Origin of the sequence: Microbacterium sp. NC79, assembly GCF_019061125.1 — a bacterium.
GTDB lineage: Bacteria > Actinomycetota > Actinomycetes > Actinomycetales > Microbacteriaceae > Microbacterium.
On the sequence record NZ_JAHQYI010000001.1, the window covers coordinates 1,244,866 to 1,263,820 of the forward strand.

The 18,955-nt window shown below is 61.5% G+C and carries 18 protein-coding genes and 2 tRNA genes; 10 read left to right on the forward strand and 10 right to left on the reverse strand.

Features of this window, described 5'->3' with window-relative positions; genetic code table 11:
* Window positions 1-80: 80 nt before the first annotated feature.
* On the reverse strand, window positions 81-506 hold the full coding sequence (locus KTJ77_RS05545; protein WP_217337469.1) for a DUF1761 domain-containing protein: 426 nt from the start codon (window positions 504-506) through the stop codon (window positions 81-83).
* A gap of 105 nt (window positions 507-611) precedes the next feature.
* On the opposite strand from KTJ77_RS05545, the gene KTJ77_RS05550 reads away from it, so the two are divergent.
* Window positions 612-1,151 (forward strand): gamma carbonic anhydrase family protein, encoded by a 540-nt coding sequence (locus KTJ77_RS05550; RefSeq protein ID WP_217337470.1) that lies wholly within the window; start codon window positions 612-614, stop codon window positions 1,149-1,151.
* Between the two features lie 56 nt (window positions 1,152-1,207).
* Here the strand turns inward: KTJ77_RS05550 and KTJ77_RS05555 are convergent, their stop codons facing one another.
* From KTJ77_RS05555 to KTJ77_RS05565, 3 genes are read right to left on the reverse strand one after another with little or no spacing between them, the layout of a single operon-like run.
* Entirely contained in the window at window positions 1,208-2,020 is an 813-nt protein-coding gene (locus tag KTJ77_RS05555; RefSeq protein WP_217337471.1) for an amino acid ABC transporter ATP-binding protein, read from the reverse strand.
* Entirely contained in the window at window positions 2,020-2,835 is an 816-nt protein-coding gene (locus KTJ77_RS05560) for an amino acid ABC transporter permease (RefSeq protein WP_217337472.1), read from the reverse strand. The genes KTJ77_RS05555 and KTJ77_RS05560 overlap by 1 nt, the downstream gene beginning before the upstream one ends.
* 57 nt (window positions 2,836-2,892) lie before the next feature.
* Window positions 2,893-3,717, reverse strand: coding sequence for a transporter substrate-binding domain-containing protein (locus KTJ77_RS05565; protein WP_254367371.1), 825 nt, complete (start codon window positions 3,715-3,717; stop codon window positions 2,893-2,895).
* A gap of 223 nt (window positions 3,718-3,940) precedes the next feature.
* Here KTJ77_RS05565 and KTJ77_RS05570 point away from each other — a divergent pair, with 223 nt between their 5' ends.
* Window positions 3,941-4,930 carry a malate dehydrogenase gene (locus KTJ77_RS05570; RefSeq protein ID WP_217337473.1) on the forward strand — a complete coding sequence of 330 codons (990 nt, stop codon included), beginning with the start codon at window positions 3,941-3,943 and terminating at the stop codon, window positions 4,928-4,930.
* A 4-nt stretch (window positions 4,931-4,934) separates the two neighbouring features.
* Here the strand turns inward: KTJ77_RS05570 and KTJ77_RS13685 are convergent, their stop codons facing one another.
* The 3 genes from KTJ77_RS13685 to KTJ77_RS05580 all read right to left on the reverse strand — a co-directional run bounded on the left by KTJ77_RS13685 (window position 4,935) and on the right by KTJ77_RS05580 (window position 8,681).
* Window positions 4,935-5,561 (reverse strand): AMP-binding protein, encoded by a 627-nt coding sequence (locus KTJ77_RS13685; RefSeq protein ID WP_367948840.1) that lies wholly within the window; start codon window positions 5,559-5,561, stop codon window positions 4,935-4,937.
* Window positions 5,558-5,947 (reverse strand): AMP-binding protein, encoded by a 390-nt coding sequence (locus KTJ77_RS13690; protein ID WP_367948841.1) that lies wholly within the window; start codon window positions 5,945-5,947, stop codon window positions 5,558-5,560. Before KTJ77_RS13690 ends, KTJ77_RS13685 begins: the two co-directional genes overlap by 4 nt.
* 184 nt (window positions 5,948-6,131) lie before the next feature.
* The gene (locus KTJ77_RS05580; protein ID WP_217337474.1) at window positions 6,132-8,681 is read right to left on the reverse strand and encodes an MMPL family transporter; all 2,550 of its coding nucleotides are present in this window, start codon (window positions 8,679-8,681) and stop codon (window positions 6,132-6,134) included.
* A 99-nt stretch (window positions 8,682-8,780) separates the two neighbouring features.
* On the opposite strand from KTJ77_RS05580, the gene KTJ77_RS05585 reads away from it, so the two are divergent.
* The gene (locus KTJ77_RS05585; RefSeq protein WP_217337475.1) at window positions 8,781-9,407 is read left to right on the forward strand and encodes a TetR/AcrR family transcriptional regulator; all 627 of its coding nucleotides are present in this window, start codon (window positions 8,781-8,783) and stop codon (window positions 9,405-9,407) included.
* Between the two features lie 486 nt (window positions 9,408-9,893).
* Here the strand turns inward: KTJ77_RS05585 and KTJ77_RS05590 are convergent.
* Window positions 9,894-9,967 (reverse strand) — tRNA-Gly (locus tag KTJ77_RS05590).
* Between the two features lie 201 nt (window positions 9,968-10,168).
* On the opposite strand from KTJ77_RS05590, the gene KTJ77_RS05595 reads away from it, so the two are divergent.
* The 7 genes from KTJ77_RS05595 (at window position 10,169) to KTJ77_RS05625 (ending at window position 16,317) form a co-directional block, all read left to right on the forward strand.
* Window positions 10,169-10,245, forward strand: a tRNA-Pro gene (locus KTJ77_RS05595).
* Window positions 10,246-10,310: 65 nt separating this feature from the next.
* Complete coding sequence (gene tig / locus KTJ77_RS05600) at window positions 10,311-11,759, forward strand: trigger factor (protein ID WP_217337476.1); 1,449 nt, start codon at window positions 10,311-10,313, stop codon at window positions 11,757-11,759.
* 72 nt (window positions 11,760-11,831) lie between these two features.
* Complete coding sequence (locus tag KTJ77_RS05605) at window positions 11,832-12,356, forward strand: tetratricopeptide repeat protein (RefSeq protein WP_217337477.1); 525 nt, start codon at window positions 11,832-11,834, stop codon at window positions 12,354-12,356.
* 42 nt (window positions 12,357-12,398) lie between these two features.
* Window positions 12,399-12,983, forward strand: coding sequence for an ATP-dependent Clp protease proteolytic subunit (locus KTJ77_RS05610; RefSeq protein ID WP_217337478.1), 585 nt, complete (start codon window positions 12,399-12,401; stop codon window positions 12,981-12,983).
* 26 nt (window positions 12,984-13,009) lie between these two features.
* The gene (locus KTJ77_RS05615; RefSeq protein ID WP_217337479.1) at window positions 13,010-13,675 is read left to right on the forward strand and encodes an ATP-dependent Clp protease proteolytic subunit; all 666 of its coding nucleotides are present in this window, start codon (window positions 13,010-13,012) and stop codon (window positions 13,673-13,675) included.
* A gap of 139 nt (window positions 13,676-13,814) precedes the next feature.
* Window positions 13,815-15,083, forward strand: coding sequence for an ATP-dependent Clp protease ATP-binding subunit ClpX (gene clpX / locus KTJ77_RS05620; RefSeq protein WP_217337480.1), 1,269 nt, complete (start codon window positions 13,815-13,817; stop codon window positions 15,081-15,083).
* A gap of 4 nt (window positions 15,084-15,087) precedes the next feature.
* Window positions 15,088-16,317 carry a benzoate/H(+) symporter BenE family transporter gene (locus KTJ77_RS05625; RefSeq protein WP_217337481.1) on the forward strand — a complete coding sequence of 410 codons (1,230 nt, stop codon included), beginning with the start codon at window positions 15,088-15,090 and terminating at the stop codon, window positions 16,315-16,317.
* On the opposite strand, the gene KTJ77_RS05630 is transcribed toward KTJ77_RS05625, so the two are convergent.
* Both KTJ77_RS05630 and KTJ77_RS05635 read right to left on the reverse strand, forming a co-directional pair.
* Window positions 16,314-16,811: a GyrI-like domain-containing protein gene (locus tag KTJ77_RS05630; RefSeq protein WP_217337482.1), complete on the reverse strand. Its 498-nt coding sequence runs from the start codon at window positions 16,809-16,811 to the stop codon at window positions 16,314-16,316. The two genes, KTJ77_RS05625 and KTJ77_RS05630, sit on opposite strands and share 4 nt — an antisense overlap.
* A 55-nt stretch (window positions 16,812-16,866) precedes the next feature.
* Window positions 16,867-18,918, reverse strand: a complete 2,052-nt coding sequence (locus tag KTJ77_RS05635; RefSeq protein WP_217337483.1) for a M3 family metallopeptidase — start codon at window positions 18,916-18,918, stop codon at window positions 16,867-16,869.
* Window positions 18,919-18,955 lie beyond the last annotated feature (37 nt).

Below are 18,955 nucleotides of genomic sequence, written 5' to 3' on the forward strand. Positions count from 1 at the left end.
CCCGGGCGCAAGCAAGCTGAGGCTGGGCTAACTCCCTGATAAAACGCGATAATTAGGTGAGGCTAAGCGAAGAAAGTTCGTTAACCGAGGGCGGGCGGCCAGACACCGATGATGAGGGCCATCACGACGACGGTGACAAGTTCGTGGGCAATGTTCATGATCGTCAGTGCACTCGGGCGTCCTTCGAAGGCGTCGTGCGTGATGAAGCGAGCCGCGGTGAATCCGGCCCACAGGAGGATGCCGGTGACAAGCGCCGCGATCAGGTAGCTTCCCTGGTAGAAATGATGCGCGATGGTGGTTGCGCCGGCGAGTACCCAGGCCGACAGAAAGCTCACCACGAGGGTGACCAGAATCGGAACGACGGCGCTGGCTCCGGAACCGAGGGTTACCTTCGCGAGTTTCATCCACTTGTCGCCAAAAACTTTTGGGGTGTACCAAACGGTGCCGACGACCATCGTCGACAGCGTCGCAAGGATGACGGCCCAGTAGTTAATTTCCGGAACCATAGTGTGCTCCTTTTTCGTAGCGTTGAGTGAATGATGGCGTACGCATGCCGTCGCCAACAAGAGGCCCGCTTGGGTAGATTCGCCCGCTCGCCATAGAGTCAGGGCATGACGATTTCACCTGATGCTTCGGTTCTGCCCGTCTCTGGCATGACTCCCACGATTGCTGAGTCAGCATTTGTTGCTGCCGGAGCGCGCCTGATCGGCGACGTGCGGTTGGCGGCAGGCTCGAGCGCCTGGTTCAACGCGGTCCTTCGTGGTGACAGCGCGTCGATTACCGTCGGCGCTCGAAGCAACCTGCAAGACAACGTCTCGGTCCACGTCGATGCGGGTCACCCCGTCATCATCGGCGAAGACGTGTCAGTTGGTCACAACGCGGTTGTGCACGGCTGCACGGTGGAGGACGGTTCGCTCATCGGCATGGGGTCCGTCATCCTGTCGGGAGCGGTGATTGGTGCGGCCAGCCTGGTCGCCGGGGGAGCAGTGGTGCTGGAGGGAACCATCGTGCCGCCCGGATCCCTCGTAGCTGGTGTGCCCGCTAAGGTTCGTCGAGAGCTGAGTGATGAAGAAAAGGAGCGGCTCCTGAAGAACGCAGCCGTGTACCTTGTCCACTCCGCCAATCACGCAGAAACCGTCAACGACGCCTGATCCCACGAGAACGATAGAAGGCGGGCCCGACGAGATCGGGCCCGCCTTCATCACGTCTACGCGTCGTCCTGAATTGCCCTCACGCTCGCGGTGTCGCGGGACACTTCAACGTGCGTCGGGTCGAGCACGCGGCGCAGGAAGTCTTGTGTGCGTGGCTCCCGCGGATTACCGATCAGGTCGTTCGGGTGGCCCTGCTCGACGACGACGCCGCCGTCCATAAACACCACGTGATCGGCAACCTCGCGAGCGAACGCCATTTCGTGCGTCACGACCACCATGGTCATGCCATCGCGAGCAAGCCCACGCATGATCGCGAGCACGTCGCCAACGGTTTCTGGGTCAAGTGCCGACGTCGGCTCATCAAACAGCATGAGCTTCGGATCCATCGAAAGCGCGCGCGCAATGGCAACGCGCTGCTGCTGACCGCCGGAGAGCTCGACAGGGTAGCGCGACTCAAGGGAAGCGAGGCCGACGGCGGCGAGGTGCTGGCGTGCCACTTTTTCGGCCTCGGCGCGTGAGCGCTTCAGCACCTTTTCCTGTGCGACGGTGCAGTTCTGTAGCACTGTCAGGTGCGGGAACAGGTTGAACTGCTGAAACACCATGCCGACCTGTGCGCGCATCGCGTCAACGTCGACATCTGCATCCGTGGCGTCGAAGCCGGCGACGTGAATGGTTCCGCCGTTGGGTTGTTCTAACAGGTTGATGCAGCGCAGCAGCGTGGATTTACCGGACCCAGACGGGCCGATGAGACACACGACCTGGCCCTGACGGACGTTGAGATCAATACCCTTGAGGACTTCGTTTGATCCGTAGGCCTTGCGCAGGCCAGTGATCTGCACACCGGCTGGGGCGATAACGGGGATGGTCATCACTTTTCCTTTCGCGACAGGCGCTGGGAGTTCTGTTCGCTGCGGCGCTCGAACCAGCGAGCGAGCATGCTGAGCGGAACCGTAATAACCAAATACAGCAAACCGGCGACTACGAAGGCGGTCGCGCCACCACCGTATGTAATCATGCCGTCGCGGCCGATCTTGGTGATGTCATAGTTGATTGCCTGCATGCCGAGCACGTAAACCAGCGACGAGTCCTTCGTGAGCAGAATGACTTCGTTGGTGAGCGGCGGCAACACGATTCGGAACGCCTGCGGGATCACAATCGTGATCATCGCGCGTGTGTGAGACATGCCGAGGCTGCGCGCGGCTTCGATCTGTCCCTTGGGAACAGCCTGCAAGCCGGCACGCAGGGTTTCTGCCATGTAGGCGGCGGAGACCATGCCGAGCGCGACCATGACGGTCGCCCAGAGGGGGAGCTTTAGTCCCTGGAAAGCGATCGGCAGCAGGAAGCCTGCGCCAATCAGAACGAGCAGGGCGGGAATTCCGCGGAAGAACTCGATGTAGACGGTAGCAATCCACTGATACGGCTTAAACGTTGCCATCTTCATCAGCGCGAGAATCAAGCCCAGGGTGAGGCCGAATATGAACGATGTCACCGTGTACAGCAACGTGTTGAACAGGCCCGGGAACAGAATCGTCGGGAACAGTTTCGGGATGACGTCGAAGCGGAGGAACGAGTCGGCCACGCCTGCCCAGTTGATGGTGAACGCGAGCCCGAGGATGACGGCAACGCCAATCGCGCCCTGAATCCAGAGGCTCCGTCGCCTCCGCTGAGTGGCGGTTAATGCCATGAGGGCACCTTTCGATGAGTGGGCCGGCCCGCATGTCGCGAGCCGGCCCGAAACAACTTACTTACCCTCGAACCACTTTGCTTCGAGCTTGGCGAGTTCTCCGCTGTCCTTGAGCTTCTTGATCGTCTTGTTGACCTCAGCCAGGATTTCCGCGTTCTTGCCCTTCGGTACAATAATGCCGAGGTTCTCTTCCGTCGGAATATCTTCGACGACGAAGAAGTTGTCGTTGCCCTTGATAGCGAACTTCAGAACGGACTGGTTGCCGAGCGAGGCAACCGTGTCGCCCGCCGTCAGCGCCAGGATCTGCTGACCCGAGTCTTCGTACTCGGTCGGGTCCAGACCCTTGTCACGGGCGTAGGTTGCGCCGGTCGTTGCCGCCTGCACACCGACGGTCTTGCCCTTGGCATCGTCGAAGGACTTAATTCCGGAGTCCTTCGACGCCACGAGAACCAAAGCGTCGTTGTAGTACGGCTCCGAGAAGTCGACGTTCTGCTTGCGCTCATCGTTAATCGTGATCGACGATGCAGCAATGTCGCAGTCGGTACCGAACAGACCCGACGTGATTGCTTCGAACGAGGAGTCGACGACAGCCAGTTCGAGGCCCATGTCATCGGCCACTTGGCGCGCGATGTCAATGTCGAAACCGACCGGCTCGCCGGTTGCTTCGTCAAGCATTTCGAACGGCTCGTAGGGAATGTCGGAGCAGACGGTCAGCTTGCCGTCAGTCACGGTCTTGATGGCGCCGTCGACGTCGCCACCATTGGCGTCACCCGCGGTGCCACCACAAGCGGACAGGGTCAGGGCTGCGGTAGCGGTCAAGCCCAACAGCGCGATTCGGGAAATACGGCTCTTCATAAGAACACCCATCTGTGCACGAGTCATGTGTTGCGTAAGTGTATCCGCACGTCGTCTCGAACTCATTACGCCACGTGGCTCGTGTGTTCTGTTTGTGATAATCGCCTGATTTACCCGCATCTGAGTGAGTTCACGATGGTGATATGTACAACCTCAGCATCGACGTGAGTGTGTGAGTGAGCGGCCTGCCATTCTGAGTCGGGGAGCCGAGGGTACCGAGGTGAGACCCGGGCTGCGTTACGGTAGCGGCATGACCACTACGGAGATCCCCACCATCGCCGTCACCGGTGCCGCCGGTCAGATCGGCTACAGCCTGCTGTTTCGGATTGCCGCCGGCGGCATCTTCCGTCACCGTCCTTTCCGTCTGCGTCTGCTGGAGATTGAGCCCGCACTGCCCACGCTCGAAGGCGTCGTGATGGAGCTTCAAGACGGCGCATTCCCTCTCCTGGCTGGTATTGAGATCGGCTCAGACCCGCGCCAGGTTTTCGATGGCGCGAACCTCGCGTTACTGGTGGGTGCGCGACCGCGCGGGCCCGGCATGGAGCGTGCCGATCTGCTCCAGGCAAACGGTGCGATCTTCACCGAGCAGGGGCGCGCGTTGAACGAGGTCGCCGCCGATGATGTGCGTGTGATCGTGACCGGTAACCCGGCGAACACAAACGCGTTGATTGCCCAGCGAAATGCCCCCGACATTCCAGCGGAGCGGTTCTCAGCGCTCACCCGACTCGACCACAACCGCGCGATTTCCCAGGTGGCTGCTAAGACCGGGGCGGCGGTGCGCGATATTTCTCGCGTCACCATCTGGGGTAACCACTCGGCATCGCAGTTTCCCGACCTCGCGCATGCTCGCATCGGCGACGAGATGGCGACCACCGTTATCGGTGACGACGCGTGGATCGAAAACGATTTCATCCCCACCGTTGCCCAGCGCGGCGCGGCCATTATCCAAGCACGGGGCTCGTCTTCCGCCGCATCCGCAGCCTCAGCAACTGTTGATGCCGCACGCGACCTGATTCATGGTTCCGCTGTCGACGACTGGGTCTCTATGGCGGTTCCCTCTGACGGTTCGTACGGCGTTCCGCCCGGCCTCGTGTCGTCGTTCCCGGTAACCACGGCGGATGGCGACTGGACGATTGTTCCCGACTTGGAGATTAGCGATTTCGGACGTCGGCGCATTGATGCGTCAGTCGCCGAGCTTCGTGACGAGTACGAGGCGGTTTCGAGCCTCGGTCTCATCTAGTCGGTCACCGGTTGGCGTCTTGTGCACGGAGATCTTTTCGCAAGATCTTTCCGGCACTGGACTTCGGTACAGCGTCGATAAACTCAACGGCGCGCACCTTCTTGTGCGGCGCAACGTTCGCGGCGACGAAAGCCATCACGTCATCGGCGGTCAGGGCGCTGTCTGCACTTCGCACGACGAACGCTTTCGGCACTTCCTGGCCATCAGCCGCATTGACACCGATGACGGCCGCGTCGCTAATCTCCGGGTGCTGCAGAAGGAGCGCCTCGAGTTCGGCCGGAGCGATCTGGAATCCGTTGTATTTGATGAGCTCTTTCAACCGATCGATGATCGTGTAGTAGCCGTCACGGTGGACCGTGGCAATGTCGCCGGTGTGTAGAAAGCCGTCTTGATCCAAGACTGCCGCTGTCTCATCCGGGCGATTGAGGTATCCGAGCATGACGTTCGGTCCACGTAGCCACATCTCGCCGGGGTCAGTGAACCCATCGGCATTGAACTCTGTAAGTTCAGCACCGGTTTCTGGATCGATGAGCTTACACTCCATGTTCGGCACGAGTGTGCCGATTGAGCTGACCGGGCTCGTGGCGTCTTGAGCGGAAATCATATGCGAGACCGGGCTCATCTCCGTCATGAAACGATACCCGCCGCGTCGGCCGCCGCTTGAGCTTGGGGGAGGAGTGGTGAGATCGTCAATAGCCAGTCAGCGCCCGCGTCAGTCAGCTGAGACGTAATCTCCCGTTCGGTATATGTAGCGTTGATCGTGGTAACCGTGGCACCAGCGCGTAGAGCGCCATGAAATGCGGTCACGAATCCGGTGGTGTTCGGGCACAGAAGCCCGATGACCGTGCTCGTGGTGACGCCGCGTACAGCGAGGGCGCCAGCAAACGCGTCGATATTGGCCGCCAGCTCAGCAAAGGTTATTTCCGTTCCGGTCGACGGATCAATAAGCGCGATTCGTTCACGATCGGTGGGCGTCAGGTTCGCAAAGAGAAAGTCGTACAACCTGACAGCGGGCACGTCGACAGGGGGCAGAGGGCTGACAAACACAGAATCTCCGTTTCGCAACGCGGCATCACCGCTCCCAGCGTCGTTGCCGGTGACACCATCACATCACGATTTGGCCCTCAACAGGGTGTGATGAAAGCACATATGCCACTGTCTGCAATGTGCACGCAGACAGTGGCATATGGCGGTAGCTGTGCTAGCTGTTCAGGGCGAGTTCGCGTTCTGAATCGGGGTCGTTCGCCTCGTCATCGGCGTCGGTCTTCGGCGCTGAGTGGGTGCGTTCCAGCGAAGCGCCCTCAACATCGACATCCGGCATGATGCGGTCGAGCCAGCGCGGCAGCCACCAGGCCGACTTGCCGAGCGCCGTCATGATGGCGGGCACGATCACCATACGCACCACGAAGGCGTCGAAGAGTACGCCGATCGCCAGGCCAAAGCCGAGCGGGCGCACCATCGTGAGGTGGCTGAACACGAAGCCGCCGAACACCGAGATCATGATGATCGCGGCAGCGGTGACGACGGCACGGCCATTGCGAAGACCGGCAACGACGGCTTCGCGTGCGGGCACGCCGTGCACGAAGGCCTCACGCATGCCGGAAACCAGGAACAGCTGGTAGTCCATGGCAAGACCAAACAGCACGCCCATGATGATGATCGGCGCGAAGCTGAGCACGGGGGCGGGGGAGTGCACATCGAAGATCGAAGCCAGCCATCCCCACTGGTAGATCGCGGTGACGGCACCCAGCGCTGCGAATAGCGAGAGCACGTATCCGGCGGTTGCGATCACCGGAACCAGGATGGAGCGGAACACCAGGATCATGATGATGAGCGACAGACCAATCACCACGACAAGGTAAACAGGCAGCGCGTCCTGGAGCTTCTCCGAGACGTCGATGTTTCCGGTCGCCTGGCCGGCGACGCCGAGCGTTGCATCTTCGGTGAGGTCGAGTCCTCGCAGAGTGTGAACGAGGGTTTCAGTTGCTTCGCTCGTGGGGCCATCGGTCGGAATGACCTGGAATGCGAAGACCGTGCTGTCGGTGGAAACGGCCACCGGGGCGACAGCGGCAACGTCGTCTTGCGCGCCGAGCTGCGTTCCGATGCTGGCCTGCGTTGCGAGCTGAGCAGCCTCATCGATGGGCTCATCAAACGTGGCGACAACCAGGAGGGTGCCGTTCTGTCCTGCTCCAAATTCGTCGGCGACGATGTTGTACGCCTGGTACTGGGTCGATTCCACGGGCTCCGAGGAACCATCCGGCAGGCCAAGACGCATCGAGAGGGCCGGGATGGCAATCATGAGCAGGGCGGCGACACCCACCGTGGCGGCCACGAGCGAGCGGCCAACGCGCATGGCCTTGAGCGGTCGCTGCGTCGTCGTTTCTACGCCAATCAGCGCGCGCTTGCGCTTGGAGAGCACACGCAACTTCATGAGGCCGAGGAGTGCGGGGGTAAAGGTGATCGACACGAGCACTGCGATGGCAACGCAGGCTGCGGCGACAATTCCCATGACACCAAGGAAGGGGATGCCCGTGACAAGCAACGCGGCAAGGGCAACGATCACCGTGGTGCCGGCAAAGACAACCGCGTTACCTGCGGTTCCGTTGGCCAGACCGATCGACTCTTCGACGTCGATGCCCTGCATCAGCTGGCGGCGGTGTCGGTTGAGTATAAACAGTGAGTAGTCGATGCCAACGGCAAGACCGAGCATGACGCCAAGAACCGGGGTGACCGATGCCATGTCAACGACGCCGGAGAACGCGAGGGATCCGGCAACGCCAACACCGACACCGACGATGGAGCTCAACAGTGGGGTCACGGCGGGAAGGAACGCCCGCATCATGATGATCAGAACGAGCGCAGCGATCAGCACGCCCACGATCTCACCGACACCGATCAAACCGTCCACGCTCATGGTGATCGTTGCCGAGTAGTCGATTGACACACCGCTAATGGTGGCGCCATCGAGAGCTTCGCGCACGTCGGCCTTCAGCTCGTCAGGAAGCGTGTAAACCATTTCGTCGAACTGGACCGCGCCCATCGCGGTCGTCCCACTCTCCGACACCATCGACAAGTTTGCGCTCAGATCGACGAGCGTCTGCCCATCAGCGACGGTGGACTGCTGAGCTGCCAGCTCCGTGGTTCCGGTCTCAATCTGCGCGCGACCCGCATCAATCTTTGCCTGCTCTTCGGCAAGCCCCGCGAGCTGCGCGTCGAAGACCGGCTGCGCCGCGGGATACGTGCCGTCTGCCTGCGCCGCGGCAATGGCGGCCTCGAGCTGCGCGCGACCCGCATCGAGCTGTGCTTGGCCCGCATCGAGTTGCGTGGTGGAGGCATCGAGCTGAGCCTTGCCCGCATCGATTTGTGTCTGGCCGTCGGCCAGCGCGGCCGCCTGTTGCGCCCGGAGCTGTTCCACCGCGAACGGGTCGGTGACGCCGGCAACACCCTCGAAGCTCGCAATGTTGCTCAGCAGTGCGGCAATGTCGGCCTGCTGGGTTTCGGTGAATGCGGAACCATCGTCGGTCGCGAAGACCACGGTCGCCGATGCTCCGGTGAGCTCTGGGAATGTGTCTGCGAGCTGGTCGCTGACGCGTTCGGTTTCGGTATTGGGGATCGAGAAACTGGTGGCGAGCGCGCCACCGAATGCGAGGAATGCCCCGCCTGCGAGGCCCAAAATAACCAGCCAGCCAACAATGACAGCCCACGCCCGGCGCGCGCTGAAGCGCCCGAGTCGGTAGAGCAATTCCGCCATGAGTGATCCTTCGTGTGAGTGGACGACACAGGTGCTTCCTCGAACCCAGAATCAACACTATCCAACAGTTGTCGGAAAAGTTTTGTCGAGGCGAGACATTTGAGCAAACTCCCGGTTTCGGCGGATGACTCTGCGAAGATCGAGGGTATGGACCCCCGGATCGCACGTAGTCGCGCGGTGCTGCACGATGCCATCATTCAGCTCGCGGGGGAGCGCTCGCTCGATGAGATCACCGTCGCGGACATCACGACGCTGGCTGGCGTTAACCGCTCCACGTTCTACCAGCACTACTCCGACAAGGGCGCGCTGCTCGCTGATGCTCTGCAGGTTGCTGTTGACGAAGCAACCCAGGCGCTACGTGAGATGGAGCTTGCCGAACCCACCGATCCCATGCCGCCCGCGCTACTGACCTACCTCACGCACATTCGCGATCACGCGCAGCTATATCGTCGCGTGCTCGGTGATCACGGCTCGGGTGTTGTGGCTGCACAGTTGCGTAGCCACATTGGCGGGATCGCGATTGAGGTGGTCACGCGCGTTGTGCCGGCCGGTGCCTTCACCATTCCCACCGATGTCGTCGGTGAGGCTTACGGAGGCACAGCGCTCGGTGTCGTCACCGCGTGGCTGCGGCACGATCCGTTGCCGGATGTTGACGTTGCCGCCGAATGGCTCTGGGCAATGGTCGTTGGCACGTTTGTTGCTGACCCACCACCGCAGCGGCCGTAACCGGTGTTGCACACCCGAATGCGCTGACAGCGGAATTGACCACGACTGTGCGTTCGGCGATTGCCAGCCAAAGGGCGTCGATGGCTGCGTGACGCAGGCGGCTGACCTTGCGGACGTAGACGGCGTTGCCAACGACACGCGCGACGCCGCTCACGCACGCGAGGCCGCTCACGCACGCGACGTCGCTCACGCACGCGGAGATTCAGTTATGCATGAGCCACTTCAGTTATGCATGAGCCAAACGCCCAAACAGCGTGAAAACACGGTGTGTCGAGGGTAAATCGCCGGTTCACTCATGCAGAACTGAAAACGCTCATGCATAACTCGGCAGCGGGGCCGGCGATGCGGCGGAACGTCTGGCATGCGGCTTCGATGGCGAGTCGTTGGACTGTTCTTCCTGCGACATGAGACCCCGATCGACACGTGCGGCGGGCGGAACCAGTGCCGAGAATGAGAAAAACTCCCGTGTTGAGGCGGGAGTTTTTGTGGAGGGGCTGACGAGAATCGAACTCGCGTCATCTGTTTGGAAGACAGAGGCTTTACCATTAAGCTACAGCCCCGAACGGCGAATTTACGCGGTTTTTCAAGCTTATCGCGTTCGGTGTTCATTGGAATGAACGTGTCTACACTAGCGGATAATTTCGGATGCCAATGACGCTTTGGGGATTTTTTTACCCACCGCGTGTCGACGCGGCACAGAAGACCAAATACTTCGGTTAGACTTTCGGGGGTCGTTTCCGTGCGTTTGTGCGCAATAGTTCCGGGGCGTAGCTCAGCTTGGTAGAGCGCCCGCTTTGGGAGCGGGAGGTCGCAGGTTCAACTCCTGTCGCCCCGACCAACGACCATCCAGAATCTTCACCAGCGCATCTGCGCGTGAAGAACCAACAAGGAGAACGAACAAGCATGGTGAACAGCACCGTCGAGAAGCTGAGCCCCACGCGGGTCAAGCTGCGCATCACGGTCACGCCGGAAGAGCTCAAGCCTTCCGTTGCACACGCGTACGAGCACATCGCTCAGGACATCCAGATCCCCGGCTTCCGCAAGGGCAAGGTTCCGGCTCCCATCATCGACCAGCGCGTTGGCCGCGGTGCTGTTATCGAGCACGCCGTTAACGAGGGTCTTGACGGTTTCTACCGTCAGGCTGTCAACGACAACGAGGTTCGCGTTCTTGGCCGCCCGTCGGCTGACATCGTCGAATGGCCGTCGGAGAAGGACTTCTCTGGCGACCTGGTTGTCGAGGTCGAGGTTGACGTGCGCCCCGAGTTCGAGCTGCCGGCACTTGCCGACATCAAGCTCGTTGTCGACGCTGTTGCTGTCAATGAGAACGCTGTTAACGAAGAGCTCGACCGCCTGCGCGGCCGCTTCGGCACGCTGGTCACCGTTGACCGCGCTGCGAAGAAGGGTGACTTCGTTGAGCTGAACCTGGTCGCAACGATCGACGGCAACGAGATCGACCGCGCCGAGGGTGTTTCTTACGAGGTTGGCTCGGGCGAACTGCTTGAGGGAACCGACGAGGCTGTTGAGACGCTGACCGCTGGTGAAGACACCACGTTCCGCTCGAAGTTGGTCGGCGGCGAGCACGCTGGCGAAGAGGCAGAGGTTGCTGTCACCGTTGTTGCTGTCAAGGAGCGCGAGCTTCCGGCAGCAGATGACGACTTCGCTCAGATGGCTTCGGAGTTCGACACCATCGCTGAACTGCGCGACAGCCTGCAGGCACGCGTTGCCGAGCAGGGCGTCTTCACTCAGGGTGCTGCCGCTCGCGACAAGCTCATCGAGGCTCTCCTCGAGAAGGTCGAGATCCCGGTTCCGGCCGCTCTCATCGAAGACGAGGTGCACCAGCACCTCGAGGGCGAGAACCGCCTCGAAGACGACGCACACCGTGCAGAGGTTACCGAAGCAAGCGAGAAGCAGTTCCGCACGCAGATGGTTCTCGACGCTGTTGCGGAGCAGTCCAACGTTCAGGTTGGTCAGGACGAGCTGACGCAGTACGTCGTGCAGTCGGCTGGCCAGTACGGTATGGCTCCGCAGGAGTTCGCCGACATTCTGCAGCAGAACGGTCAGATTCCGGCACTCGTTGCTGAGGTTGCTCGTAACAAGGCACTCGCGATTGCTCTTGGCAAGGTCTCGGTCGTCGACACCGACGGCAAGGCTGTTGACCTGAGCGGCTTCGCTGCCGTTGAGGACGACGCTGACGAGGCTGAGGCCGAGGCTGAGAAGCCCGCGAAGAAGGCTCCTGCAAAGAAGCCCGCCGCGAAGAAGTCGGCCGCGAAGAAGGACGAAGCGGCTGACGCAGACGAGAAGCCTGCGAAGAAGCCCGCTGCAAAGAAGGCTCCTGCCAAGAAGGCTGAGTAATTTTGAGCGAAGGGCCGACGATCTTGTATCGTCGGCCCTTCGTGGTTTCGGAACATCGGAAGAAGTGAGCACATGGCAATCGATAAATGGGATGAGCAGATCGCTGCCGTCTGGGAAGATGACGCTCTAACCGACGAACAGCGGATCCGCGTGATCGACGAGATGGCTGCGGCGCTTCCCTTCAACGATCCCCGCGGCCTGTTTGAACGCGGTGGCGCCCGTGACGCGGCGGGCCACGAGAACGATGCGATTCCGCTCTATCTTGCGGCGCTTCGCGGCGGTCTTCCCGAGTTTGAACGCGCGCAAGCGATCATCCAACTCGCCAGTTCATACCGCAACGTTGGAACCCCGGAAGAAGCCGTGCGATTGCTTGAATTGGAACTCGCCAATCCGGAAGCGATTCTGCGCCCGGAGACGGCCGTTTTTCTCGCGCTTTCCTACGCTTCGGTCGGCGAATCGCATCGGGGCTTGGCGCTGCTCATGCGAACGATTGCGCCGACGCTGACGATGTATCAACGTTCCGTCAACGCGTACGCCGATCATCTCGACGCGACACCTGATATGCCGACGGCGAACACGGGCGAGACGGGCCTGTGACGCCGGTAGATTCGAATCACCATCAAGGAATTGGGAGCACTCATGGCTGAACCCCTCATGGCGACCAGCGTCTTCGACCGGCTGCTGAAGGATCGCATTATTTGGCTCGGATCCGAAGTTCGCGACGACAACGCAAACGAGATCTGCGCCAAGATTCTGCTTCTTGCTGCGGAAGACTCGCAGAAAGACATTTACCTCTACATCAACTCGCCGGGTGGTTCCATTACCGCTGGCATGGCGATCTACGACACGATGCAGTTCGTGCCGAACGACATCGTCACGGTGGGCATCGGCATGGCCGCCTCAATGGGCCAGCTGCTCCTCACGAGCGGAACCAAGGGCAAGCGTTACATCACGCCGAACGCCCGCGTTCTGCTGCACCAGCCGCACGGTGGCTTCGGCGGAACCGCCAGCGACATCCAGACGCAGGCTGCGCTCATCCTCAACATGAAGAAGCGCCTGGCAGAGATCACCGCGGCTCAGACCGGCAAGTCCGTTGAGCAGATCAACGAAGACGGTGACCGGGACCGCTGGTTCACGGCAGAAGAGGCCCTCGAATACGGCTTTGTCGACCACATCCGCGAGCACGCGACCGATGTGGCTGGCGGCGGCGGCACCGAGAAGTAACGGCTGAGAGACGAAGGAATCGAGTAATGAACACTCCCTCATACGGTGGCCACTCCGGCCTGCAGATGCCGTCGAGCCGCTACATTCTGCCGCAGTTCGAAGAGCGCACGGCCTACGGTTACAAGCGCCAAGATCCCTACAACAAGCTGTTTGAAGACCGCGTGATCTTCCTCGGTGTGCAGGTTGACGATGCGTCGGCAGACGACGTTATGGCGCAGCTGCTTGTGCTGGAGAGCCAAGACACCGACCGTGACATCACGATGTACATCAACTCGCCCGGTGGCTCGTTCACGGCGATGACCGCGATCTACGACACCATGCAGTACGTGGCACCCGACATTCAGACGGTCGTGCTCGGTCAGGCCGCATCGGCCGCATCCGTGCTGTTGGCAGGTGGCGCACCGGGTAAGCGACTGGCTCTGCCCAACGCTCGCATCCTGATGCACCAGCCCGCTGTCGGTGAAGCCGGACACGGTCAGGCCTCCGACATCGAGATTCAGGCTGCTGAGATCATGCGTATGCGCACGTGGCTCGAAGAGACCATGGCTAAGCACACGGGTCGCTCGGTCGAGCAGGTTCACAAAGACATTGACCGCGACAAGATCCTGTCGGCTCAGGAGGCGTTGGACTACGGCCTGGTTGACCAGGTGCTGACGACGCGCAAGCGCAAGCCGCAGGCGCTCACCGCGTAATCATCGTGCATGATGGCCTCGAGATTTTCTTCTCGGGGCCATCATCATTTCGACGGGTTGCGCGTTACACGCCGAATATCCGACCCGATGTCGGTTGTAGCGTTTAGGCTCGAAGTGTCAGTAAACGAAGGAGAATTCGATGACACGTCTCGGTGAGAGCGCCGATCTGTTTAAGTGCTCCTTCTGCGGCAAGAGCCAGAAGCAAGTGCAACAGCTGATTGCTGGCCCCGGCGTCTACATTTGCGATGAGTGCATCGAGCTCTGTAACGAGATCGTCGAAGAGCGCATGGCCGAAGCGGCCAACGGCGAAGTGGTCGAGTTTGACCTGCCCAAGCCGCGGGAGATCTTCTCCTTCCTAGAGGAGTACGTCGTCGGGCAAGAGCCCGCGAAGCGTGCTCTGGCCGTCGCCGTCTACAACCACTACAAGCGGGTGCGCGCACGCGGAACCTTGCAGGCGGCAGAAGACAAAGCTGAAGATATCGAGATTGCCAAGAGCAACATCTTGATGATCGGCCCGACCGGCTGCGGAAAGACCTACCTGGCGCAAACTCTCGCAAAGCGGCTCAACGTGCCGTTTGCTGTCGCAGACGCGACCTCGCTCACGGAAGCCGGCTACGTCGGCGAAGACGTCGAGAACATTCTCCTCAAGCTGCTGCAGGCCGCCGACTATGACGTGAAGCGTGCCGAGACGGGCATCATCTACATTGATGAGATCGACAAGATTGCCCGCAAGGCAGAGAACCCCTCGATCACGCGTGATGTCTCGGGCGAAGGCGTGCAACAGGCGCTACTGAAGATTTTGGAAGGAACCGTCGCATCGGTTCCGCCGCAGGGCGGCCGTAAGCACCCGCACCAAGAGTTCATCCAGATCGACACCACCAACGTGTTGTTTATCGTGGCTGGCGCATTTGCCGGTCTGGAAGACATCGTGTCGTCGCGTGTCGGCAAGCACGGTGTCGGCTTTGGTGCACCGCTGCACCACAAGGGCGAAGACATGGATTTGTTCGCCGAAGTGTTGCCAGAAGACCTGCACCGCTTTGGGCTCATTCCCGAGTTCATCGGCCGACTGCCGGTTGTCGCATCGGTCGCACCGCTCGACCAGCGCGCGTTGATGGAGATCCTCACGGTGCCACGCAACGCCCTGGTGAAGCAGTATCAGCGCATGTTTGAGCTCGATGGTGTTGCTCTCGAGTTTGAAGAAGACGCACTGTTGGCGATCGCCGACCTCGCGGTTGACCGTAAGACCGGTGCCCGTGGCTTGCGCGCAATCCTCGAAGACGTTCTCGGACCCATCATGTTTGAGATTCCGTCAGCCGACAATGTGCAGAAGGTGATCGTCACCCATGCTGCCGTCGTTAACGGAGACGCGCCGACACTGGTGATGAAGCAGAAGCGTAAGAGCGCGTAATCAGGTGACCACGTCACCCGAGGCAACGAAGCCTCTCGTGCTCGCGCCGGTGCTTGCTGGCATCAGCGGTGCCCTGGCCGGGTTTGCGTCGTCGTTCGCGATCGTGATGGCCGGTGCTGTCGCGGTGGGTGCGACGCCAGTACAGGCGGCCTCAGGCTTGCTCGTGGTCAGTCTCGTACAGGGCATACTCGCCATCGTCTTGTCGTCGACGTCACGTTGGCCGATCTCCATCGCATGGTCGACGTCCGGCGCCGCTGTGCTCGTCAGCGCTGGTGCTGTGACGCAAGACTTTGCCACCGCGATCGCGGCGTTCATCGTGGTCGGCATCATGATTGCCCTCACCGGGTTCTGGCCCTGGCTGTCTCGCGTCATGACCAGCATTCCGGCACCGATTGGTTCCGCCATGCTCGCGGGCATTCTGCTGCCGATCTGTCTCGCTCCTGTGCACGCTTCGATGGCGTACCCCGCCCTCGCGTTGCCGCCCATCATTCTCTGGCTGGTGCTGTCGCGCTTTGCACCCCGCTGGGCGGTCGCCGCAGCCGTGCTCCTCACCGTGGTGCTCGTCGTGATCAACGCGGGCCCAACGTGGGCAGAGGGGGCGAGTCTCGCACCTCGCCTGGAATGGCTCCTGCCGTCGTTTGCCGACCCGCTCGCGATTATTTCGCTTGCGATTCCGATGTATATCGTGACGATGGCGGGGCAGAATATTCCCGGATTCACCGTGTTGCACACATATGGCTACGCTCCGGCGCCTGCGCGCCAGATCATGCTGACAACAGGAATCGCGAGTGCGCTGTCGGCCCCGTTCGGCGCGCAAACGGTGAACCTGTCGGCGCTGTCTGCCGCGATCATGGTGGGCGACGAGCATACACCCCGTGAGCGGCGCTGGATCGCGACGGTCACCGCCGGTGTGGTTTACATCCTGCTGGGGCTCCTGGCGAGCGTTGCGGGTGCACTGATCGCCGCGAGCCCCTCGATTCTCATTGAGTCGGTTGCCGGGCTGGCGCTTCTGACGGTACTGGTCACCGCAATGATGAGTGCCCTCGAAGATGCGCGCGGCCGGTTAGTTGCGATCGGAACCTTTGCCGTTGTCGCGTCAGGCATGACCGCTTTCGGCTTTGGTTCGGCCGTGTGGGGTCTCCTCGTCGGCGCCACCATGTGGCTCGTTTTCGTCACGAGCGCACGTCGGGCCCACACCGCTGAGCGGGGCCCGACGCACCCCGGCGACGATTAGGGCTTGAGCGGCAGGATCAGGTCCGTTCGCATACTTTCTGGTGCGGTGGTGCTGGGGTCGCTCACGTACGCCTCGATCCAGACTCCGCGCGGCTCCGCTCCGGCACCAGACAGGAGCTTTTGCCAGCTCGCCCCCATTCCCTCGTAATTGCCGACGTGGCTGAGTACGGCCGCCGGGCCTGCGGGAAGGGCCGACGTGTGAATGCGTCCGGCGGGGGAGTCGATCGCGTTTGTCGGGGCACCCATCGCGGGAAAACCCACCTCAAGATCGAACTCGCCCTGTGGGTCGCCGTAGTACACGGCGTAGGCCGGACCGACCGCGATAAACTGGCCCGCCGACATTGCGCGCCCGAGAGCGGCGAACGAGCTGTCAAAGATCGTGCGCAGGTCGGCGATCGTGGCACCGTTATGGCGGATCACGACCATCAGCTCAGCTTCGAGTACTTCCTGCGTGATGTCTGCATACCCGGTGGGGGACAGCGGCGGAATAGACATCTGTTGCTCCTTCGTGTGTGGGGTGTGAGTACTCGCGCGCTCACACCCCAGGGGATTACTCGGTGTCGAGCCCGCGGCGCTTCAGCAACGGGGCAATGTCGGCGTCACGGCCACGGAAATCGCGATAGGCCTCGAGCGGGTCCTTCGACCCGCCGACGCCCAGCAGGCGCTCACGGAACCGGTCACCGTTGGCGCGGGTGAGGCCACCGTTCTCCTTGAACCACTCGACGGTGTCGGCATCGAGCACCTCGCTCCAAATGTAGGAGTAGTAGCCAGCGCTGTAGCCGCCGGAGAAGACGTGCGCAAAGTACGTCGACGCGTAGCGCGGCGGAACCACGGGGTTGTCGAGCCCGATATCGGCCAGCGCCGCTGCCTGGAAGGCAGCAACATCCGTGACAGCCTCGGCGTCGGCGGCCGACAGCGAGTGCCACGCCTGGTCAAGCCACGCGGCCGCGAGGTATTCGCTGGTCGCGAAGCCCTGGTTGAACGTCTCCGACTCCGCCATGCGCGCGACAACCCCCGCGTCCAGCGGTTCGCCAGTCTCGATGTGGCGAGCGTAGTTGTTCAGCACTTCGGGCCACATGATCCACATTTCGTTGACCTGGCTGGGGAACTCAACGAAGTCGCGGAACACATTCGTGCCAGCAAAGTGCGGGTACGTGGCGACGGCAAACAGTCCGTGCAGGGCGTGCCCGAACTCGTGGAACAGCGTGTTGACCTCGTCGAGCGTCAGCAGCGTCGGGCCCGACGCGGGCTTGGGCACATTGAGGTTGTTCAACACGACCGGCTTCGTGCCACGCAAGTGCGACTGCGACACGAGGTGGTTCATCCACGCGCCGCCGCGCTTCGAGTCGCGCGTGTAGAGGTCAAGGATGAACAGGCCGAGGGCGGAACCATCCTCGTTGAAGACCTCGAAAGTGCGGGCGCCTGGGTGGTACGTCGGAAGATCCGGACGCTCGGTAAACGTGATGCCGTACAGCTTCGTGGCCGCGTAGAACACGCCGTCGTTGAGCACGCGCTCCGCCTCAAACCAGGGGCGGAGCGCGGCGGTGTCAACGTCGTACTTCTCTGCACGCACCTTTTCGGTGTAAAACGCCCAGTCGTGCGCTTGCAGGGCGAATGGTTCCGCTTCGCTCTTATCGATGATTTCTTGCAGCGCCTTTTGCTCCGCCCGTGCGTTGCGCGCTGCCGGAACAGCCAGCTCGCGGAGGCGGGTGTGCACAGCTTCGGGGGAACCGGCGGTTTCGTCCGACGTGATGTAGGCGGCGTGCGAGGCGTAGCCGAGAAGCTCGGCGCGCTCAGCACGCAAGCGCACGATCTCGAGGAGAACGTCGTTGTTGCTGTTTTCGCCCGTCGTCGCGCGTGCCCGGGACGCGGCCATAATGCGCTCTCGTGACGTGCGATCAGTCAGCGTCTCCAACAGCGGATGACCCGTGAACAGCGGCAGGGAGAGCAAGAAGCCCTCTTCGCCACGCTCCGCAGCCGCAGCTCGGGCAGCTTCCAGCTCACCTGCGGACGCGCCAGCGAGAGCGGACGAATCGGTAAAGTGCGGGGCGAGCGCGTTGGTGTCGTTGAGGAGGTTCTTTTCGAACGCCGTCGTCAGCGAAGCCAAGCGAGCGTTGAGCTCTTTCAGTCGTGTCTTGGCGTTGTCGTCGAGGCCGGCACCCGAGTGCGTCATTTCGGCGTAGCGACGCTCGATGAGGTAGCGCTGTTCTGGTGTGTACTCCCGCTCGTCGCTCGACTCCCACACGGTCTTAACTCGCGAGTACAGAAACGCGTCGAGCATGATGGCGTCGTTGTGGGCGGCGTACAGCGGCGCCAATTCTTCTTCGACCGCCTGAATTTCAGCGGTCGCGTCTGCTGAGCTCACGGTGTAGAACGCGTTGGTCACATACTCGAGAAGCTCGCCCGCGCGTTCCCATGCTTCGAGCGTGTTCTCGAACGTGGGCATCGAGCGCACGCGTGTGATCGCGCTGATCTGCTGGAGCTGTTCGGCAAAGGCCGCCTGGAACGCGGGAATGTAGTGTTCCGGCTTGATGGCCGAATAGTCAGGAATCCCGTAGGGGAGTGATGACGGAGTCAAAAGCGGGTTGTCAGTACCTGTCATGGCGAAAGCCTATCGAGGGTGCGGTCTGGTGTGCAGT

What these genes read in the sequence shown, in the direction of transcription:
- KTJ77_RS05635 (WP_217337483.1), bottom strand. Translation starts at nt 18,918, where the DNA reads ATGACAGGTACTGACAACCCGCTTTTGACTCCGTCATCACTCCCCTAC.
- KTJ77_RS05580 (WP_217337474.1), bottom strand. Translation starts at nt 8,681, where the DNA reads ATGGCGGAATTGCTCTACCGACTCGGGCGCTTCAGCGCGCGCCGGGCG.
- KTJ77_RS05550 (WP_217337470.1), top strand. Translation starts at nt 612, where the DNA reads ATGACGATTTCACCTGATGCTTCGGTTCTGCCCGTCTCTGGCATGACT.
- KTJ77_RS05545 (WP_217337469.1), bottom strand. Translation starts at nt 506, where the DNA reads ATGGTTCCGGAAATTAACTACTGGGCCGTCATCCTTGCGACGCTGTCG.
- KTJ77_RS05630 (WP_217337482.1), bottom strand. Translation starts at nt 16,811, where the DNA reads ATGTCTATTCCGCCGCTGTCCCCCACCGGGTATGCAGACATCACGCAG.
- KTJ77_RS05610 (WP_217337478.1), top strand. Translation starts at nt 12,399, where the DNA reads ATGGCTGAACCCCTCATGGCGACCAGCGTCTTCGACCGGCTGCTGAAG.
- KTJ77_RS05605 (WP_217337477.1), top strand. Translation starts at nt 11,832, where the DNA reads ATGGCAATCGATAAATGGGATGAGCAGATCGCTGCCGTCTGGGAAGAT.
- clpX (WP_217337480.1), top strand. Translation starts at nt 13,815, where the DNA reads ATGACACGTCTCGGTGAGAGCGCCGATCTGTTTAAGTGCTCCTTCTGC.
- KTJ77_RS05565 (WP_254367371.1), bottom strand. Translation starts at nt 3,717, where the DNA reads ATGACTCGTGCACAGATGGGTGTTCTTATGAAGAGCCGTATTTCCCGA.
- KTJ77_RS05560 (WP_217337472.1), bottom strand. Translation starts at nt 2,835, where the DNA reads ATGGCATTAACCGCCACTCAGCGGAGGCGACGGAGCCTCTGGATTCAG.
- KTJ77_RS05570 (WP_217337473.1), top strand. Translation starts at nt 3,941, where the DNA reads ATGACCACTACGGAGATCCCCACCATCGCCGTCACCGGTGCCGCCGGT.
- tig (WP_217337476.1), top strand. Translation starts at nt 10,311, where the DNA reads ATGGTGAACAGCACCGTCGAGAAGCTGAGCCCCACGCGGGTCAAGCTG.
- KTJ77_RS13685 (WP_367948840.1), bottom strand. Translation starts at nt 5,561, where the DNA reads ATGACGGAGATGAGCCCGGTCTCGCATATGATTTCCGCTCAAGACGCC.
- KTJ77_RS05615 (WP_217337479.1), top strand. Translation starts at nt 13,010, where the DNA reads ATGAACACTCCCTCATACGGTGGCCACTCCGGCCTGCAGATGCCGTCG.
- KTJ77_RS05555 (WP_217337471.1), bottom strand. Translation starts at nt 2,020, where the DNA reads ATGACCATCCCCGTTATCGCCCCAGCCGGTGTGCAGATCACTGGCCTG.